This is a genomic window from Celeribacter marinus, assembly GCF_001308265.1.
In the GTDB taxonomy this organism is placed as follows: Bacteria; Pseudomonadota; Alphaproteobacteria; order Rhodobacterales; family Rhodobacteraceae; genus Celeribacter; species Celeribacter marinus.
On sequence record NZ_CP012023.1, the window covers coordinates 1,399,669 to 1,421,678 of the forward strand.

Below are 22,010 nucleotides of genomic sequence, written 5' to 3' on the forward strand. Positions count from 1 at the left end.
GTTAAAAGTCACTCTTTAGTGTCAAAGGATAGCAATCTTTATGGGTTTGTGAAGAAACAATTACTATATATTGTGGCCGACTTGCGAACTTTCGCGACATTTTTGATGAATTGTTGCCGCAAAGCCAAGAAATCAGCCTCAATGCGTAGACCTAACGTCACGCCACCAACACACCGCCCAACGAATTCGTGGCACTTTCTACGATTCTCACACGATGGATCTCGCCTATTTGAACATCGCCAGTGATGTAGACCGCGTGCAAATACTCGGACTTGCCAACCATTTGGCCCGCCACGCGCCCTACGCGCTCGAACAAAACTGAAACCTCGCGTCCGACCATAGACTCTTGGAATGCGCGCTGCTGCGATGTTATCAAGGCCTGCAATCGCTGTAGCCGCTCAGAAGCGACGGCGGCATCAACCATCTTGTCGCCCTTTTCGGCCGCAGGAGTGCCTGGGCGCGCGGAATACTTGAATGAATACGCGGATGCATATCCGACCTCGCGTACAAGGTTCATGGTGTCCTCAAAATCCTGATCTGTTTCGCCCGGAAACCCCACGATAAAGTCACCTGACAATGCGATATCAGGGCGCGCCGCGCGGATACGCTCAAGCACCTTTAGGTACTCTTCGGCCGTATGCTTGCGGTTCATCGCCTTGAGAATACGATCGGAGCCGGACTGAACTGGCAGGTGCAGGTACGGCATCAGTTTTTCGCAATCGCCATGCGCCGCGATGAGATCATCTTCCATGTCGTTGGGGTGCGAGGTCGTAAAGCGAATGCGCTCCAATCCCTCGACCTCGGACAATCGACGGATGAGCCGCGCAAGACCCCACGTCCCACCACCATCGGCGTCGGAAGCAATTCCGTGGTAAGCATTCACGTTTTGACCCAACAGCGTAATTTCACGCACGCCACGTTTAACCAAGTCCTCAGCCTCACGCAAAATACGATCCACAGGGCGGGAGCTTTCGGCACCACGCGTATACGGCACAACACAGAATGCACAAAACTTGTCACATCCTTCCTGAACCGTCAGGAAAGCGGCCGGAGCGCGCTTTGCCTTTGGCCGTGCTTTGAGCATCTCGAATTTGTCTTCCTCGGGGAAGTCGGTATCGAGCGCCTTGACGCCGTTACCCGCTTTAGCCTCAAGTTCGGGCAAACGGTGATAAGACTGCGGCCCGACCACGAGGTCGACCATAGGCTGGCGCCTCATGATCTCTTCGCCCTCAGCCTGCGCAACACACCCCGCCACGCCGATTTTCACATTCGGGTTGGCGATCTTATACTCTTTGAGGCGTCCCAGTTCGGAATATACTTTTTCGGCAGCTTTTTCGCGAATATGGCATGTGTTGAGGAGGATCATATCCGCCTCTTCAGGGCCAGACACCTCGATATACCCAGATCCCCCAAGGCTTTCGGCCATGCGCTCGCTATCATAGACGTTCATTTGGCACCCGTAGGTTTTGATGAACAGTTTTTTGGGGTCGGCCATGGCTTTGGATCCGTGTATCGTGAGGAATTCAAGGCGCCTATGTATAGGACGGCGCGGAGTGGGGCAAACGGGTTTTAAGTGCGTATCGACGCCCCCACACCCTGTGGCCATGACCCGCAACACCTGCGCCTATTGTGCCCCACGTTTTCACTGCGCTTGAGCATCGCAGCCCGTTCTCTTGCAATCTGCACATCTTCATGGCCTTTTTACCGCAATCGCGGACACTTAGTGCCACATGAGTCGGAGACCAAATGCGATACGAAAGCCTCGATATCTTTCTAAAGGATGGCATAGACCGCTTTGGCAAAGGACCGGTCGCGTTGATCTTTGCTGAAGACGAAGTGGAGGTTGCCTCAACCCTGCGCCACCACCTATCGCAAGGATTCGCGGCTGTGGTCTTGTTCGCTCCGGATGAGATCAACGTACCAAGGGGCATCATGACCAAGGTCGTGCGCGTTCGATACAACACACGCGCCCCCGCAATGTTATCGAATGCCATTAACGCAGTTATCGCTCATGCACCCAACCTGTGGTTCTACTACTGCTACAACGCCGAGTATCTATTTTTCCCGTTTTGCGAAACACGCAGCATCAGCGATCTGCTCGCATTTCACACAGAGGAACGTCGCAGTGCGATGTTGACCTATGTTGTCGACCTCTATGCTGGGAACCTGTGGGACAGCCCAAGTGCAGTCGCCTTGGAAGATGCCCACTTGGACCGATCTGGCTACTACGCGTTGGGACGCGCCGGAATCAAAGGCCCAAAAGAGCGACAACTCGATTTCTTTGGTGGTCTGCGTTGGCGTTTCGAGGAACACGTCGAACCGAGCCGCCGCCGCATTGACCGCATTTCGATCTTTAAAGCGGCAAAGGGATTGGAACTGTCCGAGACCCATCTGTTCAACGATGAAGAATACAACACGTTCGCCTGCCCGTGGCACAACAACCTGACTGCGGTCATTGGATCGTTTCGCACCGCCAAAGCCCTCAAGGCCAATGCGGGGTCAACGTTCGATATCGACACATTCATGTGGCACAACTCGACCGAGTTCAAATGGCACAGTCAACAACTGCTCTCATTGGGCTTGATGGAGCCAGGTCAGTGGTTCTAGTTGTGCCCCTCGCCTCTCGGTGAACTTGCTTGCGCACGAACACGCCGTAGCGTCAAAAAGGCTCCAAAAGCCGCACACCTTTACATCATGGTCTTAGTCCCTATCTTAGGGCCAATCGTAGAGTGCTTGCCAGCGGCAGCCTCAAAATCCACCTCGACACGAAAGAATTCCTAATGACCGAAGTAAAATCGGGCGACAAAGTTCGCATCCACTACACTGGCACCCTCAAAGACGGTACTGTTTTTGACAGCTCGCAGGGCCGTGACCCGCTTGAGTTCGAAGTTGGGTCTGGCCAGATCATCCCGGGCATGGACAAACACCTTCCCGGCATGACAGTCGGCGAAAAGAAAACCATTCTCGCGGAATCAAATGAGGCCTACGGTCCGCGCCACGACGAGGCACAGCAAGCCGTGCCACGCACGCAAATCCCTGCTGAAATCCCCCTCGAGGTCGGCCTACAGCTCCAGATGCAATCGCCAGAAGGTCAGGTTGTCCCTGTAACTGTCGTTAGCGTTTCTGACGAAGAGGTTATTTTGGACGCAAACCATCGTTTGGCTGGCGAAGATCTGACATTTGATATCGAACTTGTTGAGATCGTGGCCTAAGGCCACATTTCAAATCGGTACGGTATAACGAGGCGGCGCACAGAAATGTGGGCCGCCTTTTACTTTGACACGGCCCCCTGAGAAGACGACAACTCCACCATGACCTCCGCCGACTTCATCCCAGATTGCGCCAATTGCACCGCCCTATGTTGTATCGCGTTCGCGTTCGACAAGGGGGAGCAATTCGCCCACAGCAAAGATGCCGGGGAGCCATGTAAGAACCTAAATCATCGCCTATGTTCGATCCATTCTGATCTGGACAAACGGGGGTATAGCGGCTGCACCGCCTATACCTGTTTGGGTGCGGGGCAAAGAGTCACGGCCATGTTTGGTCAGTCTTGGCAGGATCAACCAAAGCTGACGGCCCCCATAATAAACGCCTTTCGCACGATGAAAGACATCCAAGAGTTGCGCCAACTTCTTGAGGCGAGCGCGTCACTTTCGCTTCCCGCAATTCAGTCGGGGGAACGCACGGCGTGGCTAGACGCTTTGAGTGGGAATTGGACTCGCGAAAGTCTTGATCAGTTTGATCGCAGCCGGACATCCGCGTCTATCCGCGTGTGGTTGCGCGGATTGGCTGCGTATCTGCCGCGCTAAAGACGGTGTGGCCGCTCAAACTTCGCGCGGTCCCGTTCGGATTTTGCATGACTCGCACATCCGACCATATGATCGTTGACCATCCCCATCGCCTGCATGAACGCATAACAGGTGGTCGGGCCGACGAATTTCCAACCGCGCGCTTTAAGGTCTTTGGACAGGCGTCTGGACGTTTGCGTCTGTGCGACAAAAATCTCTCCGCCCTTTTCTAAGGCTTGTTGCTGCGCACTGGGCTCGAACGACCAAAAATAGGCCGCAAGCGACCCGAATTCTTCCGTCATCTCGACGGCTCGGGCGGCGTTATTGATCGCTGCCTCGATTTTGCCGCGATGCCGCACGATGCCCGCGTCCTGAACGAGCCGTTCAATATCATCATCCTTGAGCGCCGCGACTTTACAAAAGTCGAACCCTGCAAATCCGGCGCGAAAGTTTTCGCGCTTTTGCAAAATGGTCCACCACGACAGCCCTGCCTGAAATCCCTCGAGACAGATTTTCTCGAACAAACGTTGATCGTCGGCGACTGGGTAACCCCATTCCTCGTCATGATAGCGGATATACTCAGGGTGAGCCGAGCACCACGCACAACGCGTCACACCGGCCTCAGCACCAAAGACAACCATCATCGGTCCTTACGTGTTGCATCATAGGCGGACCAGAACGCAGGCGGAGCATCCTGTTGGTTCACGATGCAAACCGTGCGCTTTGCTGCAAACCGATATCGCGTCAAGAACACTTTCAGTTCTGCATCCAATTCCAACGGAGTCACATAAATCGGCGCGGGATCCGTCATCTTGCTGCACGCCCCCGTCACAAACCAAACTTCATCGGCATTGAATTGGCGGTCGGTAAATGAAACAGAAAACGCGTCAGGATCGGGCCTACCGATAAAGTACAACGGGATTGCCCCTTGTGCACATGCTGAACCTACTAGTCCAAAGACGGTGAGTGCCGCCGCATATACACAAGCTGTCAGTTTGATTTTGCACGCAGACGGATAACCACATCGACGGATGCGATCTCCATCCCCGCAGGTGGCTCTGGCAGCCGTGTAATTTCAAGCTCGGTCGCCGGCGCATCGGTCAATTCGCCGGACTTTTCCCAAAAGAAATGCGGGTGCTCGGCCATATTGGTGTCGAAATACGATCGCGAACCGTCCACAGTGACTTCCTGCATTAGGCCGGCCGCACAAAACACGCGCAAGGTGTTGTAGACAGTCGCAAGAGACACCTTTTCACCTGCATCGCACACGGCCGCAAATAGACTTTCCGCCGTCACATGGCGGTCATACCCATCGCCCACCAACAACGTGGCCAAGGCGATACGTTGACGCGTGGGGCGCACATCAGCCTTGGACAGCCATGCTTCGCCGCGTTGGGCTTGAGGATCAATTATCTCGGTCATCTTGGCTCGCACTCTTTCATATTGCACATCAATATAAGGGGGATCAGCGCCCTTTTTCAATGAGTTTCCAAAGGCACACCCGATCAAACGCCAAATGGTGCGCCCTTGCGTGGTCCGCATTTGCAATGATAAACGCTAATGGACTTTTAAAAATGACAGAAAAGGCATGATAAATGGCCGACTATCCTACGAGCTTTGACAAAGAAGACCTGTTGAAATGCGCCCGCGGCGAGTTGTTCGGGGAGGGCAACGCCCAACTCCCCGCCCCGCCTATGTTGATGATGGACCGCATCACCGAAGTGTCCGCCGATGGCGGCGCGCATGGCAAGGGCCACATCGTGGCCGAGTTCGATATCACGCCCGACCTGTGGTTCTTTGACTGCCACTTCCCCGGCAACCCGATCATGCCCGGCTGTCTGGGTCTTGACGGCCTATGGCAGCTCACAGGATTTAACCTCGGCTGGCGCGGTTGGCTTGGCCGCGGCTACGCGCTTGGCGTTGGCGAAGTGAAACTGACAGGCATGGTGCGCCCTGATCGCAAAATGCTGACCTATAAGATCGACTTCACCAAAGCGATCCAAACCCGCCGCCTGACCATGGGCGTGGCCGATGGCATCGTCGAGGCAGACGGCGAAGTGATCTATATGGTCAAGGATATGAAAGTAGCGTTGTCCGAGAGCTAATTTGCGTTGAGCTTAGAAGCTGACTTAATGTTTCGAGACAAGCTCATCTGCGTTTTTGCTTGGCCAATGACTCCCCGCGACAACGCGATCAAATCGTAGAATCTCAAGTCTGTTGGAAGGGACCACCGCTGTTGTGGTCCCTTCCAAAGTTTATCAAATTAATGACGCGCGGCATTTCCGCCGCGTTTTTTGGGTTCGGAGCCTCGATTGGCGTTGGTACGGCCCGCATTTTTCGAATTTCCGCGCGCATTGTCGCTCGCCAATCCTCGCATTTCATTCTCTCCTGGAGTGCCGATGCTCTTGGCCTGATTGATGTCATGATATTGGCTAAGTACAACGTCATCTTCTGTCGCCCATGGGTTGCCATGGTCGGCAAAAACGGGAGCAGCCAAAAGTCCAAGTACGGCCGCGAGGGTCAAGTGTGCTTTCATCTTATCGATCCTTTTTACTATAGGTTTTAAGCTCAATTAACTTATATTCAAATAAATGAATATCAATGCCATGCAATGCCAACAGGCAACATCCCGCTTTAAACGTCACCGATCATATGCCAGCATCTTCATCTTTAATGGCTTTCAGACGCAGGTTTAGCTCACCCAAACGTTAAACTTTGCAACGGGTAAGCCCATACAAATCACACCCCCCTTGCACGCCCCTCCCCCCCTGCCTTACAACCGAGCCAAGCAAATAAAAGGAGCACGCCATGCGTCGCGTCGTCGTTACAGGTCTGGGGGTTGTCTCCTCAATCGGCAATAATGCCGAAGAAGTTCTCGCCTCGCTCAAAGCAGGCACATCGGGCATCACCGCCAATGAGGATATGATCGAGCACGGGTTCCGCAGCCAGATCGCGGGCAACGTCAAACTCGACATCAAGGACCATGTGGACAAACGCGCTCTACGCTTCATGGGGCCGGGGGCGGCCTATGCCTATATCGCGATGCAACAGGCGATCACGGATTCCGGTTTGGAAGAGAGCGACATCATCAACCCGCGCACGGGTCTGATCGCGGGCTCTGGTGGTCCGTCCACCTCCGCGATGTTCGCCGCACACCAAACTGCGCTCTCGTCGGGCGCCACCAAACGCATCGGGCCGTTCGCGGTGCCCAAATGCATGGGCTCGACCATCTCCGCCAACTTGGCGACTGCCTATCAGATCAAAGGCATCAACTACTCGATCACCTCCGCATGCTCAACATCCCTGCACTGCATCGGGTCTGCGTCAGAGCAGATCATGATGGGCAAGCAAGACGTGATGTTTGCGGGCGGCGGCGAAGAGTTGGATTGGACCCTGTCGTGCCTGTTCGACGCCATGGGCGCGATGTCGTCGAAATATAACGACACGCCAACCAAAGCCTCCCGCGCGTTCGACGCCAACCGTGACGGTTTTGTCATCGGCGGCGGCGGTGCGATCCTCGTGCTTGAGGAATTGTCCCACGCGATTGCACGCGGTGCGAAAATCTACGCCGAAGTCACAGGCTACGGCGCCACATCCGATGGGGCCGACATGGTAGCCCCGTCTGGCGAAGGTGGCGAACGCGCCATGCGTGTGGCCCTGTCGACACTCGCAGAGGATCGCAAGGTCAGCTACATCAACGCCCACGGCACATCGACCCCCGTTGGTGACGTTGGTGAAGTTGAGGCCGTGCGCCGCGTCTTTGGGCCTCTAGAGGCATACAACGGCACCACACCGCTGATCTCGTCCACCAAATCGATGACAGGCCACAGCCAAGGGGCCACAGGCGCACAAGAAGCCGCCTATTGCTTGCTGATGCTTGAGAACGACTTCATCGCGCCGTCGATCAACGTCGAAACGCTCGACCCCGCAATTAACGCAGGTGAGATTGCCACCACCCGCGTCGACAACGCAGGGCTTGATAGCGTCATGACCAACTCGTTCGGCTTTGGCGGCACCAACGGATCGATGATCATGTCGAAATACCGCGACTGATCTAAACACGCTAGGTCTGCAAAACGGCCGCGCCATAACCCGCGCGGCCGTTTTTTGTCACACATCCCGCAACGATCTGGTGGCGGTCACATCAATAAAACCCGACAGCGCGTACAGACAGGTCCGCGTCATGGTCGCGACCAAAGGCCACGACAGCAAGGCTACGCACGGTTTCAACATCGAATGTCTTTGCCAACAACCGCCCATATGGCCCGAAATCCTCAAACGGGATACGGACCTCTGTCCACTCTTGAGTGACCTCGAACGAAGCTTGGTAAAATTGCCATGGCAGCACGGTCCATCGGGTTCTCAAGTGCACAAAGTAGGTTTGATCGTTGCCGCGCACGTTCAAGATGACGCCTTGCACAGTTGCGGGCAAAGCGGCGTCCAATTTGCTGCGCGCCTGTATAAATCCCCCGCGATTTTCTGTGCTGACGCGCCCCGTCAGGCGCAAAACCGGTTGATCATTCGACACGTCAAAGGTTGCGCGGCCTTCGGACACGCCCCCCATAACTTGATCACTGAAATAGTCCCAGCGCGATTGATCGGACAATGATAGTTGGATCACGGCGTTCTCCGCAGTGCTAAGGGTGGGTGTTATTAAAGCAAGAGTCAGGACAAGCCTGCGTACTATTGATAAGATCATAGAATACTCCTTGGTCATAACAGACCTAGGAACGATCGGGCGTCACTTCAATGCGACATCGCCGACCACACCGCGTCGAAAACTTGACCTTAGGGCCTGAAAAGGCGACATAGCGAAAAACCAACAAGGGTAACGTGAACACATGGCAGATCTTCTCAAAGGCAAACGCGGGCTCATTATGGGTGTCGCCAACGAACGTTCCATCGCATGGGGCATCGCCAAAGCCTGTGCCGAAGCAGGCGCTGAACTTGCGTTCACCTACCAAGGCGAGGCCTTTGGCAAACGTTTGGCTCCTCTGGCCGAGAGCGTCGGATCTAACACCATGGTCGATGTCGACGTGACCAATCCCGAACAAATGGACGAAGCATTCGCCGCGCTCAAAGCCAAATGGGGCACTCTCGATTTCGTGGTCCATGCCATCGCCTATTCGGACAAGAACGAACTCACAGGACGCTTCCGCGACACCTCTGTGGAGAACTTCAAAAACTCGTTGCACATCTCGTGTCATTCTTTCATCGACGTGGCCAAACGTGCTGCTGAAATGATGCCAGAGGGCGGCTCAATCATCACGCTCACTTATGGCGGCTCCAACCGCGTCACACCGAACTACAACATCATGGGCGTAGCAAAGGCGGCGTTGGAGGCCTCTGTTCGCTACCTCGCAAATGATCTCGGCCCCGAAGGCATCCGCGTCAACGCAATCTCTCCCGGCCCGATGAAAACTCTTGCCGGCGCGGCCATTGGGGGTGCGCGCAAGACGTACCGTCACACAACCGAAAACGCGCCGCTACGCTCAAACGCGACACTCGAATCCGTGGGTGCGACAGCCGTATATCTGAACTCTGATGGCGGAGCCTTCACCACGGGTGAGATCATTCGCGTCGATGGCGGCTTTCACGTGCTCGGCATGCCACAAGAAGAGAACCTCTAACCCTTCACCGCATCCACATCATGCATCCAAAAGCCCCGCTCGTTGCGGGGCTTTTTCATATGGCCAGACTAAGGATCAATGGCACCCGTCACAGCCCTCACAGGCCCGAGCCTTGTCTTTCATTGCTATGAATTTTTCGTCCCAGCTTTCGCCATCACCGTATTCTAAAAAATGTTGGTACTGCTCATGACGGTCAGGCAAGTGGCGCGCATGTTTGATCGGACACCAATAGTATTCCGTACGCCCCGCAACCTCACGCACATAGGCCAACAGACCGTTGCAATACCCGCAATAAACGCAGTTCAGCTTTTGCATGATATTTAGATAGCTCAATGTCTGGCGATCTACAGCGATGTGGGTTTTGCGATCCACCTTTGGGATACCATACACTGGAAAACACACAGCTTGGTAGATCGTCACGAACACATCCAACAGTGAAAACGGAATGATCAGAGCATAGATAAAAGGGGCTGTGACGATTTCCCAAGGACGCGCACGCCGCAAGAAAACCGACCACCGCACCTTTAGCTCGCGCCCCCTTTTTCGCGCTTCATCCTCAAAAATGACTTTGCCGTTTTGATAGCTGTATCGGAACCGCTCTCGGGCTTGCGCTGCTTCTTGCTCCAATTGAGCTTGCAGATTGCGCCAGTTTTCGCGCAGTTTTTCGACTGTATCGTTCATGAGTTTACGGGCCTCCCAACGTGGTCACTGGATCACAGGCATCAAGTCCCATCAACAGTGCTCATTTAAGTATCTTATGTAGACTATTGCGCCTTTGTTAACCAATTTGAAACACTCCGTTTTTAAGCATAATCTGGAGGTCTACGCGCATGTGCGCCACAATCTCGCCACATTTCGACCCCAAATTCGACCAAATATGAAACTCTCAGACCTTAGGGTTCTTTTATGTCATTTCTAATGCTTGCCCTCGCCTTAAGCGCGTTTTCATTTCCTTTGCTCAAAGGTCTCTCACTGACTCATGGGCGCATTCAACCCTCAGGGTTCAATGGAGTGAGTGTGGTTGTCGGTTTCGGCATTACCGCTGTTGTCGCGGCAGCAACGTCACCGCTCATGGCGGTAGCGTTCATTTTGGCAGTGTTGATGCATGATATAGGGGCAGCGTTGGCATGTCGGTTTATTGGTCATGATGTGGCGCGCGTACGCCTCGTTCCAATCCCGTATTTCGCCGCACCTCGATCCGACCGTCACTTTGATACCGCACTCGAAGAGAGCTATGTCGCACTCTACGCCCCCGCACTCGCCATTGCGCCGATGGTGTTGTGTTTTGCGTTATTTCACACTTTGGCTGCGCCATTTCCGGCAGCTGCCAATATATTCCGTGCTGCGGCTATTATGATTGGGGCATTTAACTTTGTGATGCTCCTTCCGTTCCTGCCCTTTGGTGGCGGACATGTCGTGCGCGCGATTTCAGAAGCATTTTGGCCACGCATGGGCACCGTCATCACCGTATTTATGACTGCTGCATTCTTTTCGGCGGCATTGAAAGACGGATCGATTGCAATGCTCATTCTCACGGGCGCGGGCCTACAAAGTCTCATCCATAAACGCCGCCAAAAGTTGCTAACACTTTCCGTCAACCACGCCCTTTTGGTCATGTCGGCATATGCCTTTATTCTATGTGTCCACTTCACTGGCGGGTGGTGGCTATTGAACAGTTTGATGTAGGGGCTTTTTTCTTTATGTCCCACATGCAAGCGTTGCGGGACACAAAAGGAAGCCACGATGCGTACATCTCACTTATCATTCGAAACACAAGACGGTGTAACTCTTGCCTATGATGATATCGGCAGCGGCATCCCCCTTTTGTGTCTCGCTGGCCTGACCCGAAACATGGATGACTTTGAGCCTGTGGTCGATCACTTCGCGCACCGTGCGCGGATTATCAGACTCGATAGCCGTGGGCGTGGCGCGTCACAATTCACCGACCCTGCAACATACACCATCGCCCAAGAGAGCAAGGACGCTTTGGCCCTGCTCGATCACCTCAAAGTTGATCGCGTAGCCCTCTTAGGCACGTCACGTGGCGGGTTGATTGCAATGGTGTTGGCGGCAACGGCGAAAGAGCGTTTGTCTGGCGTGTTGCTTAACGACATTGGTCCCGAACTAGACTCCTCAGGCCTTGCCCACATCATGACATACCTCGGGCGCCCATGCCCTTATAGCTCGTACTCAGATGCCGCGGACAAACTACCGCTCGCTCTTGGTCCGCATTTTTCAAACGTATCGCGCTCTCTGTGGTTGACTTACGCGCGACGGCTTTGGAGCATTGGGCCAACTCATTTGGAATTGCGCTATGACCCCCAGCTGCGTGATGCGGTCGAGGCAGCGGCAATGGACAAAACACCCGATCTATGGCCCTTATTTGACGCTCTTTGCGACCTTCCACTTGCTGTCCTGCGGGGCGCAAATTCTAATCTTCTATCCCGAAATTGTTTGGAGCAGATGCAGGTCCGGCGTCCGGATATGATTGCCGCTCAAGTCGCTGATCGCGGGCATGTCCCATTCTTGGATGAACCTGAAAGCGTGTCCGTTATTGAGCGCTTTTTGGCTCAAATTGAAGAATCCGCTGCGTAACATCCTTTTATTCTTGTAGAAGATTTGGCGGGGCGGCTGTATAGTCAGGCTATCGTTAACAACAACAAGAGGCCATATGTTTGCCTATGCAGTACCGCAATCCGTTCTTTTAATCCTAGTAGGGTCAAGCTACGCGCTGGCCACCATGGGGATGAAACTTGTCTCAGGTATACAATTTGCTTGGGGAGGAGCCGCACTCATCCTCGCGGGTCTCGCACTCGCCGCTTCTGGCGAGATTGCGCTTTTGAAAAACAACTCGATGAGTCAATTGTACCTCATCTTGGTGGGTGTCGAGACGGCACTCGTTCTCGTCTTTGCATTGTTTATGGGAGAAAAGTTTACTCCCCGAATGATCCTCGGTGGCGGCCTGATAATTTCGGGCATGATCGCTGTCGCTCATTGAAGGCGTCGACGCGCGCCGCTACTGTTTGAGGCAATCACTAGATTGCCGGCATGAGGTAAGCGATGCGCGTCGAAGTTAACGGAACCCAACTCAACGTTAGAGACACAGGTCCAAGAGACGCCCCCGTTGTCGTGTTTTCGCACGCATTGGGCGTCAATCTATCTGTTTGGGATGCCGTCCTTGCGCATCTTCCGACGGATACCCTACGCATTATCAGATACGACATGCGGGGCCACGGCGATTCTGATGTGCCGCGCGGCCCCTATTCTATGGGAAGCCTTATTTCGGATGCCGAGCAACTTCTTGATGCTCTCGACGTGCGCGATTGTGTGTTTGTCGGTAGTTCTATTGGCGGCATGATCGCGCAGGGGCTCGCAATCAAACGCCTTGATCAAATTCGCGCGCTCGTCCTGTCCAATACTGCTGCCAAAATTGGCCTACCCTCGGTTTGGGATGCGCGCATCGCACAAATTCGCGCCCGCGGATTGGAGAGTATCGTTGTTCCGACTCTGGAGCGTTGGTTCGCGCCTGATTTTCGCACCACCGATGAGGCAACACATTGGGGAAACACAGTTTTGGACACAGACCAAGCTGGCTACTTGGGATGCTGCGCCGCCATATCTGGAACAGACTTCTACACACCAACGTCAGGCTTGCGATTGGCCTGCCTCGGGATAGCGGGAGGACATGATGGATCGACCCCGCCAGATTTAGTGCGTGAAACCATCAATCTCATCCCCGGGTCGCGATTTGAATTGATGCGCAAATCTGGCCACCTTCCTTGCGTAGATGCACCCAAAGATTTTGCGGCTTTGCTATCCGCGTTTTTAACCAACATTGGTCACACAGTGTACCATGATACAAACTAACCCCGCGTATTTATTCATTCATGGATCTGGCCACGGCGCATGGTGTTGGAGGGATGTTTTGACCGCGATGTCAAAGCGCGGCCTACAGGCCCGCGCATTGGACCTGCCCTCGCACGGCGACGACACTACGCGCCTCGAGGATGTGACACTCGCAGCTTACCGTGATGCGATTTTAGCAGATATCGAGGCCCATGGCGGCGCGCCCGTGGTCCTAGTTGGCCACTCTGCTGGGGGCTATCCGATCTCCGCCGCGGCAGAAGCGGCACCAGATAAAGTGTCCCGCCTTGTCTACGTCTGCGCCTATGTTCCCGCCGACGGGATAAGTCTCGCGGACCGCCGCCGCTCCGCGCCAAGCCACCCTGTTCTCGATGTCATTGAACGCACAGATGACGGATTGGCCTTTCGATTTATTCCGGGAAAGGCTGCCGATGCCCTATTTTACGATTGCGGACCCGAAATCATCGACTTTGCGATCCCAAGACTTTCAGCCCAAGCCATTGCACCGCAAGAAACCGCAATTGCGTTAACGGGCAATTATGCCAGTGTACCGCGCCGCTACGTTATCTGCGACCATGACCGCATCATTCCTCCAGCCTTTCAAGTAACGATGACCAAGAACTGGTCAACAAGCAGTGTGGACCACTTACCATCGTCACACTCACCCTTTTTCTCAATGCCAGACCGCTTGGTCGATTGTATTGTCAAAGCGCATTAACGCACCGTCGGGGACCAAGAGCCCGCCCCGCGCGCACGCGCACATTGCGTCAGGTGATTGCTCACAAAACTTCGCGCTAAGCCGTATGCACAAGAACGACAGAAGTTCGCGAAAAGACAACTCGGAACATCAAGCCCCATTGGTCCTTTTCACCGCATTTGTGTTCTGATAAGTACCAAAAAACGCAGATGGTCCCGTAGCTCAACTGGATAGAGCACCTCACTTCTAATGAGGATGTTGGGGGTTCGAGTCCTCCCGGGATCGCCAAATTATGGATTGCTATCCTCGCGACCATTCCCATCCTCACGACCGCGCCACCCGATGCGCTGAGGTGACGCAGTGCTTTCTACTAGTCGCCGCAAGACATGCATTGAAACGCTCTGCGGGAGTTTAGTATCCTAAATGCCCTATAAACCCAACCACGCTTCGACCTTGTTGCTGTATCCGAAAGTAGGTTACCAGCCTCAACATTTCGGTGTAGTCCCGCGTTCTCTGGCTCGCTTCAGCGACAAATAGTGCTTTCCCGCATGCTCCACCAACTTGAGCCAGTAGAGCATACATCAGTCACGAACTATCCGCTTCAGGGCCAGTCTTTCGGCTTTGTCCTGTCCAATTCTGGCGTGATCGGGATGAATTCAGCATCATCACCGAGCGGCAATTTGAACGGGCCTTTTTCCCAATCGCCTGCCTTCCAGTCTTCCTTTGCCTGCTCAATCCTGTCTTTCGAGGACGAGACGAAGTTCCACCATAGATAGCGCTTTTCGTTTAGCGTTGCACCGCCAAGGGCCATGAATCGTGCGCCCTGTGGGCCAGCTTTTAGCGTCATCTTATCGCCTGGGCGGAACACCATCATGCGGCCTTTCTCGAACACATCACCCGCAATTTCTACGCTGCCTTCACTGACATAAACACCGCGATCCTCTTGGTCATCGGGCAGTGGAAAGGATGTTCCCGCCTCAAGCACAACGTCCAGATAGAAGGTTTCAGATTGCATCGTAACAGGGCTGGTTTCGCCGTAGGCACTGCCGAGGATGAGGTGCGCGCGGGTGCCGGTGTCGGTGATCAGCGGCATGGCGCCTTCTTTGTGGTGCTCGAAATCCGGCTCCATTTCTTCTTTGTCCGAGGGTAATGCAAGCCACGTCTGAATGCCGAACAGCTTGTTCCGCTTAGCACGCGTCTCGTCGCTGGTCCGCTCTGAGTGGGTGACGCCTTTGCCCGCCGTCATCCAGTTTACCTCGCCAGGATAAATCATCTGGTGCGTGCCAAGGCTGTCACGGTGTTCAAACTCGCCTTCATAAAGGTAAGTGACGGTGCCCAATCCGATATGCGGGTGCGGGCGCACGTCAATGCCGCCCTCGTCGATGAACTCAGCCGGTCCCATCTGATCAAGGAAGATAAACGGACCCACCATTTGCCGCTGTGGTGCAGGCAATGCACGGCGTACGTCGAAGCCGCCAATGTCACGTGCGCGAGGAATAATCAGCGTTTCAATACTATTGGTTTCAGATGAAGGGCATTCAGGGTTTTGGATCGGATTCCAACTCATGTCAGTTCTCCATTTTGGTGGCTTCAATGTTAAAACGCGGGCAGTCACGACACTGCCGACGTTTTGGGGGTTATGGTGCGAGGTCGAAGAACAAAAACTCAGCATCTTGGCCTTGATCGAAGGTCAATGCGCCTGATCCGTCAATCGCGAGACCATCGCCTTTGTTCAAAATGACATCATTCACACGGACGGAACCGCCCGCAATTTGAACCCACGCCTTGCGCCCCGCACAGAGCCCCTGCGTAATCATTTGGTCCCCGTTTAAGGTAGCAGCAAAGACGCTTGCATCGGCTTGCGTTGTCATCGACCCGGCACGTCCATCTTTTGACAGGAACAGCTTCAGTTTGCCGTCTTTGTCAGCAGGTGTCAGATCAATCGTATCATAAGCCGGCGGTGTGTTCTCCACCTCGGGCAACAGCCAGACCTGCAAGAAGCGCATCGCGGCCGTCTGGGACGGGTTGAATTCTGAGTGTGTCACACCTGATCCTGCACTCATGTATTGCACGCCACCTTCACCAACAACCGATCCGTTGCCCATGCTGTCTTTATGCTCAAGCGCGCCGCCCAAAACATACGAGAAAATCTCGGCGTTTTTATGGGGGTGTGCGCCGAAGCCTTTACCGCCATCAACAAGGTCATCATTGATGACGATCAGGTTGCCAAAGCCAAGGTGCTTGGGGTCGTAGTACTGACCAAAGCTAAAGCTATGGGCGGATTTGAGCCAGCCAAAGTCAGCCTTGCCGCGCTCACCTGCGGGACGTTTGGTGAGACGAAGGGTGTCTGATGTCGTGATATCTTGATGAAGTGTCATGTGATCATTCCTTATCAACGCGCGATGAAAAAACCTGCGCGTTAGGTGTTATGTTTGAGCGCGGCAGTGGTTTTAACCAACTGCGCTATTGTTGTTTTCAGCATTCCCGCAGGTATGTCAGCGCCAAGCGCGCCGTTCTCGTCAAAGGCGTTAAATCCGTTTGATACGGCAACTTGCGCAGGGACAACCGTCACACCAATATTGCCAAGCATCATGCGCAATGGAACAAGGCCGAGCAGTCCACCTAAAGCACCGGGGGAGACCGAGCCGATGGCAGCAACCTTACCCTGAAAGGCCCAGAGACTGAGTTCGTTTTCAGTATGCGGACGCGAGATCCAATCCAGCGTGTTTTTCAACAAGGCAGAGATTGAGCCGTTGTATTCAGGCGACGCGATGAAGAACCCGTCGTGTTCAACAAACAACTGCTTCAAGCGTTTTGCATTCTCAGGCAGGCCTGTGTCCGCTTCGATATCGCCATTGTAAATCGGCATGTCGAAATCAGCGGGGTCGATCAAAGTGACCTCTGCGCCAGCTTCTTGTGCGGTGCGCGCAGCCAAGGCTGCGAGCTGTTTGTTGGTGGACGCTTTGCGAGCACTGCCCGCGAACATTAGGAGCTTTGTCATGGTTCTGGCTTTCTGTGTGGTATTCGTTTTCAACTTAGGCCTTCAACACGGTTGGCAAGAACCCATCAACCACCGGCAGCTTGCGCAGGGCAAATGCTCCGCCACCTTGAACGGTGACCGCGACGGCCAGTACCACAAGCACCAACGGGAATTCCCAGCCGCCATTTGGCGCGCTGAACAACCAACCGTTTGCCGCATGAGCCCAGACGGAGCCGATCAAAAGCGGCAAGGACAGCGCGGCGACAAGGCGTGAATAGAGACCCAAGATCAGTGCCGTACCGCCCACAAGTTCCGCAAAGATTGTCAGATAGGCCGCGATCGGAGGCAGTCCAAGGCTGTCAAAATAGCCAACCGTGCCGGGGATTGTGAATACGTAGACCTTCAAAAGCCCGTGGGCCAGAAGGACAACGCCAAGGGAAACGCGAATGATGAATGCGCCGTAGTTCAGTTCGTTTTGCTGTGCCATGGTTTCTCTCCAGAAGTGTGTGAGTTGTTCTGGAACTGATATTGAATATGGTTATTGATTTGATAATACTGGCAAACAGAAGTTTACTCATTCCATTTGGTTGATAATAAGCATGGATCATATCTCTCGTATTGGTGTATTTATCGCCGTCGTGAAGGCCGCTAGTTTTGCAGGCGCTGCGCAGGCTTTGGGTATCACCAGCTCTGCGGTGTCTAAACAAATCCAAAACCTTGAACAGGATTTGCAGGTCAAATTGTTGAACCGCACCACCCGAAATGTGTCCCCAACCGAATAAGGGGCGATGTATTTCGAGCGCGCAGAACTGGCTCTGGAAGACCTCAAGGAAGCAGAAGATGAGATCAACGAGCTAAAATCGCGCCCCCGTGGGCCGCTCAAAGTTAGCTTACCGCAAAGCCTTCGTATCAAATATTTCGGTGATGCTATTGCGCGTTTTGCAGCTCAATATCCAGAGGTTGAACTTGACGTAAGCCTTGATGATCGTCTGGTAGATGTCGCCGCCGAACGGTTCGATTTAGTCGTGCGCATCGGATATTTAGCGGATACGTCATTAATCGCCCGACGCATGGCAGACTGCCCGCTCGTACTGTGCGCCAGTCCCGAATATCTTCGGGTTCACGGAACGCCACAAACCCCAGCCGACCTGACAAAACACAATGCCCTCGCGTTCACGGGAAACCGCGGGCCGCATGAATGGCGATATACCAATAACGCGGGCGAGACGGGTCAGGTTGCGTTGCAGGGCAGTTTTAAATCGGACTCTGGTGACATTCTGTGCCGGGCCGCGTTGCGACACGTCGGGATCGTTCTGCTGCCGATCTTCTATGTCGCCGAGCATCTGGAAAGCCACCGCCTTCAGCATATGTTGCCAGACTTCACAACGTCGCCGAAACGAGAGATCTACGCCGTATTTCCGCCAAACAGGTTCCAATCGACGAGATTGCGTCTGCTTGTCGATCATCTGGTTGCAACGACAAAACAGCTTCCTTGGCTGACTTGAACAAGACCAAAACAAAGACCTCTCTGGCCGCAAGACGGTCTTGCCCCGCTCTAGTTCCGGTCCTTTTCGAGCAATGTTGTAATGGGGATCTACAGCAGAGCGCAGAGCGCGCCGACGGACAAACTCTGAATATTCGGCTCAACCATCATGCACTTCGCTGGCCTGATCAAGGTATGAGCTTTCCAACCAACGCTAGGGGGCCTTGCCGTTAAATTCTGGGTGGCGTTGCGTCCGTTTCGACATTCCAGATGCCCTTCGTGTTGAAGATCAAAAAACTATAACTCACAGCTGATGCCGGTATCTGAATTTCGGAGGCTCACTCGCTCATCATGCTGAATGCCTGCGCAAACGACTGCATTCGCTATTTTGCGCGTGTCAGTGATGACCCAACGACTATGGCATGAGAGCGTAGAAAACTCAGCCGCATCCAAATTACTCCACAACATTGATGGATTAGTACTTAGCTTGGATCCAATTTCGCAATCTCGCGATCTTCCTCAGAGACGTTCAGTGTCGACCATGCAATATCATTGGACGGTGCCGGTGGCGCACTACAAGACCGCAGATGAATATTCACTTTTGCAATGAAGTTCGCCGAAATCGGAGCCGTGACGAACAAAAACACCATGATGAGCATCTCGTGAATCGAACTGTCTCCCAACACAAACGAATGGGCCATCGAAGCCAATAGCAAAGCACCAATTCCCACAGTGCCGACTTTTGTCGGCGCATGCAGACGGGTCATTGAATCGTTGAATTTCAAAAGCCCGATAACTCCGACCGCTACAAACCCTGAGCCAATCAGTAAACAAATCGCAACCGCGTAAGTTCCAATAATCTCTATAGTCATTCGATGATGTCTCCCCGCAGAACAAAGCGCGCCAATGCTACGGTTGAGACGAAACCCAACATCGCAATCAGCAGCGATACCTCGAAATAGATCTGTATGCCCTGATAGATGCCTAGCAGAACCACCAGACCCAGCGCATTGATCACCATTGTATCCAGCGCAAGAATGCGGTCGCCTGGTGTCGGGCCAAGCACGAGCCGCACCATCGACAATATTTGCCCGAGGGCCAATGTCCCAAACGCGATAATCAACGCGATATTCAAAAACTCTGTAGCAGCTGTCATGCGAATATCTCCTTGAGGCGGCGTTGATAGCGGTTCATGATTACGTCTACCTCCGCGTCTGGGTCGGTCGTGTGCAACACATGCACAAGCAAGCTGCACCCTTCGGACGACAGATCGGCCGACACGGTGCCAGGGGTCAGTGTGATGGTTCCAGCCAGCAAAGTGATCGCCTCGGGCTCGCGCAGCTCAAGTGGAATCACGATCCAAGCAGGCTTTAGTTTGGCATTCGGAACGCTCAGAACAATCCAGGCAACTTGAACATTAGCAACCAGAATATCCCACATCACCATGATGCTATAGGTCACCATCTTGCCAAGGTGGAATCCTTTGGGCCTATCTGGCCACCAGATCGACGTCATACGCGGAATAATTATGCCCAGTATAATGCCGAAAACAACCATCCCGGCCGAAACGTCGTTCTGCAACATGGTCCAGATAATCGCTAGCAAAAGCGTCAGCACCGGATGTGGCAAGAGCCAGTTATATGCGCGTGCCATTTCAGTGATCCCCCTTTGGTTTACTCAGCTTGCCGGGTGTGTCGACCACAGTTGAAATATAGGGCTGCGGTGCGAATAGTTGAGCCGCCATAGTGGTGGTGTAGCCGTGAACCTGACCAGCAAAAACAGTATGCGCCGCCAGAAGCGAAATTAGCCCGCCGACTGCGACATAAGACAGAGCCGCTGGGCGTTGCAGTGACGCTTCGCCCTGTGGCGCTTGCGCGTCATCGCTACGCTCGACGCTATGAGCCTTCCAAAACAGAATGCTGCCTGCACGAGCAAACCCGACGATGCTGATCAGGCTCGAGCCTAAAACAATCGCCCAAATCCAAGCCATCAAATTACTGTCATAGCTTGCATCCAGAATCAGAAGCTTACCCAAAAAGCCCGACAGCGGCGGCAGGCCCGCCATTGCGATGGCACCCACAAAAAACAAAGCGGCTGTGAGGGAGTTTCCAACAATGACGGGTTGTGGAGTCAGGTTCAAATCCGCCCGCCCACTGCGCACCAGATCGGCAATCAAAAACAATGCGGCTGCCGCCAGCGTTGAATGGACAATATAATATAGCGCGGCCGCAATGCCCGCTGGCGTAAAGAGCGCGATCGACACTATCACCATTCCCATGGAACCAATGACCGAAAACGCAACCAAACGATCAAGCTTTTTAGCAGCCAAAACGCCAATCATCCCGATGGCCAGAGACACTAAGGCTGCGGGCAGCAACCAGACATCATGCAATCCTGAGGTCACGTCGAGGTTCGGCGGAAAGACCATCGTGTAAACGCGGATGATCGCGTAGGCGCCCACCTTGGTCATGATCGCAAATAGGGCGGCCACCGGTGCAGGAGCTTCGGCATAGCTCGACGGCAGCCAGAAATGAAGTGGGACCACCGCCGCTTTGATTGCAAAGACCAGCAACAATAGCACGGCAGCTACTCGGATACCGACGGTTTCGTCCGGGCTGATCAGGGTCACACGATTGGCCAGATCGGCCATATTCAGTGTTCCCGTTTCCGCATAGATCGACCCGAGCGCAAAGAGAAATAGGGTTGATCCTATCAGATTGAACAGCACGTATTGCACACCGGCCCTAAGCCGCGCATTTCCGCCTGCATGGATCATCAACCCGTAAGACGCGATGAGCAGCACTTCAAAGAACACGAACAAGTTGAACAAATCGCCCGTCAGGAACGCGCCCATGATCCCCATCACCTGAAACTGAAACAGCGCGTGAAAATGTCGTCCCCTGTTGTCCCATCCCGAGCCCATGGCATAGAGCAGCACAAAAAGAGCAAGCACCGAAGTCAGCAGAACCATCATCGTTGAAAGACGATCAGCAACCAACACGATGCCAAAGGGGGCCGCCCAGTCGCTCATCTGATAGAGCGTGATTGTGCCATCTGAAGCCTGTAAGGCCAGCGCGATCGACACCAAAACCAGTGCCGCAATGCCGGATAACGACAAGACGCGCTGGATGCCAATATGATAGCGCGCCGCGAGCACAATAAACGGTGCGACCAACGCAGGCAGAATAACGGGAGCTACGACCCAATGGATCATGACGTGCCCTCCGGACGAAGTTCATCACGATCAGGTTGATCATCCACATGGTCATCGTCAGACCCGAGAAATGCGCCAAGGCTGATCATCACCACAACAGCGGTCATCCCGAACGAAATTACGATCGCCGTCAAAACCAGCGCCTGCGGAAGCGGATCGGTATACGTTTCGACTCCCTCACGCAAAATGGGCGGTGCGCCCACGGTCAAGCGCCCCGTGGCAAACAAAAAGACATTCACCGCATAAGTCAGTAACGAAATGCCTAAGATCACCGGAAATGTCCGCAGGCGCAGCGTAAGATACAGCCCCCCTGCGGTCAAAATTCCGATGGCGGATGCAACAAGCAGTTCCATG

At 54.0% G+C, this 22,010-nt stretch carries 29 protein-coding genes and 1 tRNA gene; 14 read left to right on the plus strand and 16 right to left on the minus strand.

Annotation, left to right across the window (positions count from 1 at the left end; translation table 11 throughout):
• Positions 1 to 157 precede the first annotated feature (157 nt).
• Positions 158 to 1,495 (minus strand): tRNA (N6-isopentenyl adenosine(37)-C2)-methylthiotransferase MiaB, encoded by a 1,338-nt coding sequence (miaB, locus tag IMCC12053_RS06840; protein ID WP_062217145.1) that lies wholly within the window; start codon positions 1,493 to 1,495, stop codon positions 158 to 160.
• A 251-nt stretch (positions 1,496 to 1,746) separates the two neighbouring features.
• Here miaB and IMCC12053_RS06845 point away from each other — a divergent pair, with 251 nt between their 5' ends.
• The 3 genes from IMCC12053_RS06845 to IMCC12053_RS06855 all read left to right on the plus strand — a co-directional run bounded on the left by IMCC12053_RS06845 (position 1,747) and on the right by IMCC12053_RS06855 (position 3,809).
• Complete coding sequence (locus tag IMCC12053_RS06845; protein ID WP_062217148.1) at positions 1,747 to 2,607, plus strand: hypothetical protein; 861 nt, start codon at positions 1,747 to 1,749, stop codon at positions 2,605 to 2,607.
• A gap of 173 nt (positions 2,608 to 2,780) precedes the next feature.
• Positions 2,781 to 3,212 (plus strand): FKBP-type peptidyl-prolyl cis-trans isomerase, encoded by a 432-nt coding sequence (locus IMCC12053_RS06850; protein ID WP_062217151.1) that lies wholly within the window; start codon positions 2,781 to 2,783, stop codon positions 3,210 to 3,212.
• Positions 3,213 to 3,311: 99 nt separating this feature from the next.
• Positions 3,312 to 3,809, plus strand: a complete 498-nt coding sequence (locus IMCC12053_RS06855) for a hypothetical protein (protein WP_062217155.1) — start codon at positions 3,312 to 3,314, stop codon at positions 3,807 to 3,809.
• Here the strand turns inward: IMCC12053_RS06855 and IMCC12053_RS06860 are convergent.
• From IMCC12053_RS06860 to irrA, 3 genes are all read right to left on the minus strand, one after another.
• Positions 3,806 to 4,432, minus strand: coding sequence for a DNA-3-methyladenine glycosylase I (locus tag IMCC12053_RS06860; RefSeq protein ID WP_062217158.1), 627 nt, complete (start codon positions 4,430 to 4,432; stop codon positions 3,806 to 3,808). The genes IMCC12053_RS06855 and IMCC12053_RS06860 overlap by 4 nt on opposite strands.
• Positions 4,429 to 4,704 carry a hypothetical protein gene (locus IMCC12053_RS06865; RefSeq protein WP_062217162.1) on the minus strand — a complete coding sequence of 92 codons (276 nt, stop codon included), beginning with the start codon at positions 4,702 to 4,704 and terminating at the stop codon, positions 4,429 to 4,431. The genes IMCC12053_RS06860 and IMCC12053_RS06865 overlap by 4 nt, the downstream gene beginning before the upstream one ends.
• A gap of 74 nt (positions 4,705 to 4,778) precedes the next feature.
• On the minus strand, positions 4,779 to 5,210 hold the full coding sequence (irrA, locus tag IMCC12053_RS06870; RefSeq protein WP_143090057.1) for an iron response transcriptional regulator IrrA: 432 nt from the start codon (positions 5,208 to 5,210) through the stop codon (positions 4,779 to 4,781).
• Positions 5,211 to 5,383: 173 nt separating this feature from the next.
• On the opposite strand from irrA, the gene fabA reads away from it, so the two are divergent.
• Positions 5,384 to 5,893: a bifunctional 3-hydroxydecanoyl-ACP dehydratase/trans-2-decenoyl-ACP isomerase gene (gene fabA / locus IMCC12053_RS06875; protein WP_062217165.1), complete on the plus strand. Its 510-nt coding sequence runs from the start codon at positions 5,384 to 5,386 to the stop codon at positions 5,891 to 5,893.
• A gap of 158 nt (positions 5,894 to 6,051) precedes the next feature.
• On the opposite strand, the gene IMCC12053_RS06880 is transcribed toward fabA, so the two are convergent.
• Positions 6,052 to 6,324 (minus strand): hypothetical protein, encoded by a 273-nt coding sequence (locus tag IMCC12053_RS06880; RefSeq protein WP_062217168.1) that lies wholly within the window; start codon positions 6,322 to 6,324, stop codon positions 6,052 to 6,054.
• Between the two features lie 272 nt (positions 6,325 to 6,596).
• Here IMCC12053_RS06880 and fabB point away from each other — a divergent pair, with 272 nt between their 5' ends.
• Entirely contained in the window at positions 6,597 to 7,841 is a 1,245-nt protein-coding gene (gene fabB, locus IMCC12053_RS06885) for a beta-ketoacyl-ACP synthase I (protein WP_062217171.1), read from the plus strand.
• A 91-nt stretch (positions 7,842 to 7,932) separates the two neighbouring features.
• Here fabB and IMCC12053_RS06890 read toward each other — a convergent pair whose 3' ends face one another.
• On the minus strand, positions 7,933 to 8,409 hold the full coding sequence (locus IMCC12053_RS06890) for a CIA30 family protein (RefSeq protein ID WP_236852567.1): 477 nt from the start codon (positions 8,407 to 8,409) through the stop codon (positions 7,933 to 7,935).
• Positions 8,410 to 8,629: 220 nt separating this feature from the next.
• On the opposite strand from IMCC12053_RS06890, the gene IMCC12053_RS06895 reads away from it, so the two are divergent.
• Positions 8,630 to 9,418: an enoyl-ACP reductase FabI gene (locus IMCC12053_RS06895; protein ID WP_062217176.1), complete on the plus strand. Its 789-nt coding sequence runs from the start codon at positions 8,630 to 8,632 to the stop codon at positions 9,416 to 9,418.
• A 75-nt stretch (positions 9,419 to 9,493) separates the two neighbouring features.
• Here IMCC12053_RS06895 and IMCC12053_RS06900 read toward each other — a convergent pair whose 3' ends face one another.
• Positions 9,494 to 10,099, minus strand: a complete 606-nt coding sequence (locus IMCC12053_RS06900) for a hypothetical protein (RefSeq protein ID WP_062217179.1) — start codon at positions 10,097 to 10,099, stop codon at positions 9,494 to 9,496.
• A gap of 225 nt (positions 10,100 to 10,324) precedes the next feature.
• Here IMCC12053_RS06900 and IMCC12053_RS06905 point away from each other — a divergent pair, with 225 nt between their 5' ends.
• The 6 genes from IMCC12053_RS06905 (at position 10,325) to IMCC12053_RS06930 (ending at position 14,267) form a co-directional block, all read left to right on the plus strand.
• A complete protein-coding gene (locus IMCC12053_RS06905) occupies positions 10,325 to 11,104 on the plus strand; it encodes a zinc metalloprotease (RefSeq protein WP_062217182.1) in 780 nt (259 codons plus the stop codon).
• A gap of 57 nt (positions 11,105 to 11,161) precedes the next feature.
• Positions 11,162 to 12,013 (plus strand): alpha/beta fold hydrolase, encoded by an 852-nt coding sequence (locus IMCC12053_RS06910; protein ID WP_062217184.1) that lies wholly within the window; start codon positions 11,162 to 11,164, stop codon positions 12,011 to 12,013.
• Positions 12,014 to 12,089: 76 nt separating this feature from the next.
• Positions 12,090 to 12,416: a hypothetical protein gene (locus IMCC12053_RS06915; protein WP_062217187.1), complete on the plus strand. Its 327-nt coding sequence runs from the start codon at positions 12,090 to 12,092 to the stop codon at positions 12,414 to 12,416.
• 62 nt (positions 12,417 to 12,478) lie between these two features.
• Positions 12,479 to 13,285 (plus strand): 3-oxoadipate enol-lactonase, encoded by an 807-nt coding sequence (gene pcaD / locus IMCC12053_RS06920; protein WP_062217190.1) that lies wholly within the window; start codon positions 12,479 to 12,481, stop codon positions 13,283 to 13,285.
• Positions 13,272 to 14,000, plus strand: a complete 729-nt coding sequence (locus IMCC12053_RS06925; RefSeq protein ID WP_062217193.1) for an alpha/beta fold hydrolase — start codon at positions 13,272 to 13,274, stop codon at positions 13,998 to 14,000. The genes pcaD and IMCC12053_RS06925 overlap by 14 nt, the downstream gene beginning before the upstream one ends.
• A 190-nt stretch (positions 14,001 to 14,190) precedes the next feature.
• Positions 14,191 to 14,267 (plus strand) — tRNA-Arg (locus IMCC12053_RS06930).
• A 313-nt stretch (positions 14,268 to 14,580) separates the two neighbouring features.
• Here IMCC12053_RS06930 and IMCC12053_RS06935 read toward each other — a convergent pair.
• From IMCC12053_RS06935 to IMCC12053_RS06950, 4 genes are all read right to left on the minus strand, one after another.
• On the minus strand, positions 14,581 to 15,546 hold the full coding sequence (locus tag IMCC12053_RS06935) for a pirin family protein (RefSeq protein WP_062217196.1): 966 nt from the start codon (positions 15,544 to 15,546) through the stop codon (positions 14,581 to 14,583).
• 70 nt (positions 15,547 to 15,616) lie between these two features.
• Positions 15,617 to 16,357, minus strand: coding sequence for a pirin family protein (locus tag IMCC12053_RS06940; protein ID WP_062217199.1), 741 nt, complete (start codon positions 16,355 to 16,357; stop codon positions 15,617 to 15,619).
• A 41-nt stretch (positions 16,358 to 16,398) separates the two neighbouring features.
• Complete coding sequence (locus IMCC12053_RS06945) at positions 16,399 to 16,980, minus strand: NADPH-dependent FMN reductase (protein ID WP_062217201.1); 582 nt, start codon at positions 16,978 to 16,980, stop codon at positions 16,399 to 16,401.
• Positions 16,981 to 17,014: 34 nt separating this feature from the next.
• On the minus strand, positions 17,015 to 17,446 hold the full coding sequence (locus IMCC12053_RS06950; protein ID WP_062217204.1) for a DoxX family protein: 432 nt from the start codon (positions 17,444 to 17,446) through the stop codon (positions 17,015 to 17,017).
• Between the two features lie 112 nt (positions 17,447 to 17,558).
• On the opposite strand from IMCC12053_RS06950, the gene IMCC12053_RS06955 reads away from it, so the two are divergent.
• The gene (locus tag IMCC12053_RS06955) at positions 17,559 to 17,741 is read left to right on the plus strand and encodes a LysR family transcriptional regulator (RefSeq protein ID WP_062217207.1); all 183 of its coding nucleotides are present in this window, start codon (positions 17,559 to 17,561) and stop codon (positions 17,739 to 17,741) included.
• A 6-nt stretch (positions 17,742 to 17,747) separates the two neighbouring features.
• On the plus strand, positions 17,748 to 18,464 hold the full coding sequence (locus IMCC12053_RS06960; protein ID WP_062217211.1) for a substrate binding domain-containing protein: 717 nt from the start codon (positions 17,748 to 17,750) through the stop codon (positions 18,462 to 18,464).
• 460 nt (positions 18,465 to 18,924) lie between these two features.
• Here IMCC12053_RS06960 and IMCC12053_RS06965 read toward each other — a convergent pair whose 3' ends face one another.
• The 5 genes from IMCC12053_RS06965 to IMCC12053_RS06985 are packed head-to-tail and all read right to left on the minus strand — an operon-like array spanning position 18,925 to position 22,009.
• Positions 18,925 to 19,314, minus strand: a complete 390-nt coding sequence (locus tag IMCC12053_RS06965; protein ID WP_062217213.1) for a cation:proton antiporter — start codon at positions 19,312 to 19,314, stop codon at positions 18,925 to 18,927.
• Entirely contained in the window at positions 19,311 to 19,598 is a 288-nt protein-coding gene (locus IMCC12053_RS06970; RefSeq protein ID WP_062217216.1) for a K+/H+ antiporter subunit F, read from the minus strand. Before IMCC12053_RS06970 ends, IMCC12053_RS06965 begins: the two co-directional genes overlap by 4 nt.
• On the minus strand, positions 19,595 to 20,095 hold the full coding sequence (locus tag IMCC12053_RS06975) for a Na+/H+ antiporter subunit E (protein ID WP_062217219.1): 501 nt from the start codon (positions 20,093 to 20,095) through the stop codon (positions 19,595 to 19,597). Before IMCC12053_RS06975 ends, IMCC12053_RS06970 begins: the two co-directional genes overlap by 4 nt.
• Position 20,096: 1 nt before the next feature.
• Positions 20,097 to 21,656, minus strand: coding sequence for a monovalent cation/H+ antiporter subunit D (locus IMCC12053_RS06980; RefSeq protein WP_062217221.1), 1,560 nt, complete (start codon positions 21,654 to 21,656; stop codon positions 20,097 to 20,099).
• Positions 21,653 to 22,009, minus strand: a complete 357-nt coding sequence (locus tag IMCC12053_RS06985) for a Na+/H+ antiporter subunit C (RefSeq protein ID WP_062217223.1) — start codon at positions 22,007 to 22,009, stop codon at positions 21,653 to 21,655. Before IMCC12053_RS06985 ends, IMCC12053_RS06980 begins: the two co-directional genes overlap by 4 nt.
• Position 22,010: the final 1 nt, after the last annotated feature.

Coding starts and splice junctions, on each gene's coding strand:
- IMCC12053_RS06915 (WP_062217187.1), top strand. CDS start 12,090: ATGTTTGCCTATGCAGTACCGCAATCCGTTCTTTTAATCCTAGTAGGG.
- IMCC12053_RS06880 (WP_062217168.1), bottom strand. CDS start 6,324: ATGAAAGCACACTTGACCCTCGCGGCCGTACTTGGACTTTTGGCTGCT.
- IMCC12053_RS06900 (WP_062217179.1), bottom strand. CDS start 10,099: ATGAACGATACAGTCGAAAAACTGCGCGAAAACTGGCGCAATCTGCAA.
- IMCC12053_RS06950 (WP_062217204.1), bottom strand. CDS start 17,446: ATGGCACAGCAAAACGAACTGAACTACGGCGCATTCATCATTCGCGTT.
- IMCC12053_RS06985 (WP_062217223.1), bottom strand. CDS start 22,009: ATGGAACTGCTTGTTGCATCCGCCATCGGAATTTTGACCGCAGGGGGG.
- IMCC12053_RS06845 (WP_062217148.1), top strand. CDS start 1,747: ATGCGATACGAAAGCCTCGATATCTTTCTAAAGGATGGCATAGACCGC.
- IMCC12053_RS06945 (WP_062217201.1), bottom strand. CDS start 16,980: ATGACAAAGCTCCTAATGTTCGCGGGCAGTGCTCGCAAAGCGTCCACC.
- IMCC12053_RS06855 (WP_062217155.1), top strand. CDS start 3,312: ATGACCTCCGCCGACTTCATCCCAGATTGCGCCAATTGCACCGCCCTA.
- irrA (WP_143090057.1), bottom strand. CDS start 5,210: ATGACCGAGATAATTGATCCTCAAGCCCAACGCGGCGAAGCATGGCTG.
- IMCC12053_RS06970 (WP_062217216.1), bottom strand. CDS start 19,598: ATGACAGCTGCTACAGAGTTTTTGAATATCGCGTTGATTATCGCGTTT.
- IMCC12053_RS06960 (WP_062217211.1), top strand. CDS start 17,748: ATGTATTTCGAGCGCGCAGAACTGGCTCTGGAAGACCTCAAGGAAGCA.
- IMCC12053_RS06955 (WP_062217207.1), top strand. CDS start 17,559: ATGGATCATATCTCTCGTATTGGTGTATTTATCGCCGTCGTGAAGGCC.
- IMCC12053_RS06850 (WP_062217151.1), top strand. CDS start 2,781: ATGACCGAAGTAAAATCGGGCGACAAAGTTCGCATCCACTACACTGGC.
- IMCC12053_RS06910 (WP_062217184.1), top strand. CDS start 11,162: ATGCGTACATCTCACTTATCATTCGAAACACAAGACGGTGTAACTCTT.
- IMCC12053_RS06975 (WP_062217219.1), bottom strand. CDS start 20,095: ATGGCACGCGCATATAACTGGCTCTTGCCACATCCGGTGCTGACGCTT.
- IMCC12053_RS06860 (WP_062217158.1), bottom strand. CDS start 4,432: ATGATGGTTGTCTTTGGTGCTGAGGCCGGTGTGACGCGTTGTGCGTGG.
- fabB (WP_062217171.1), top strand. CDS start 6,597: ATGCGTCGCGTCGTCGTTACAGGTCTGGGGGTTGTCTCCTCAATCGGC.
- fabA (WP_062217165.1), top strand. CDS start 5,384: ATGGCCGACTATCCTACGAGCTTTGACAAAGAAGACCTGTTGAAATGC.
- IMCC12053_RS06905 (WP_062217182.1), top strand. CDS start 10,325: ATGTCATTTCTAATGCTTGCCCTCGCCTTAAGCGCGTTTTCATTTCCT.
- IMCC12053_RS06935 (WP_062217196.1), bottom strand. CDS start 15,546: ATGAGTTGGAATCCGATCCAAAACCCTGAATGCCCTTCATCTGAAACC.
- IMCC12053_RS06965 (WP_062217213.1), bottom strand. CDS start 19,314: ATGACTATAGAGATTATTGGAACTTACGCGGTTGCGATTTGTTTACTG.
- IMCC12053_RS06925 (WP_062217193.1), top strand. CDS start 13,272: ATGATACAAACTAACCCCGCGTATTTATTCATTCATGGATCTGGCCAC.
- IMCC12053_RS06940 (WP_062217199.1), bottom strand. CDS start 16,357: ATGACACTTCATCAAGATATCACGACATCAGACACCCTTCGTCTCACC.
- IMCC12053_RS06980 (WP_062217221.1), bottom strand. CDS start 21,656: ATGATCCATTGGGTCGTAGCTCCCGTTATTCTGCCTGCGTTGGTCGCA.
- miaB (WP_062217145.1), bottom strand. CDS start 1,495: ATGGCCGACCCCAAAAAACTGTTCATCAAAACCTACGGGTGCCAAATG.
- pcaD (WP_062217190.1), top strand. CDS start 12,479: ATGCGCGTCGAAGTTAACGGAACCCAACTCAACGTTAGAGACACAGGT.
- IMCC12053_RS06895 (WP_062217176.1), top strand. CDS start 8,630: ATGGCAGATCTTCTCAAAGGCAAACGCGGGCTCATTATGGGTGTCGCC.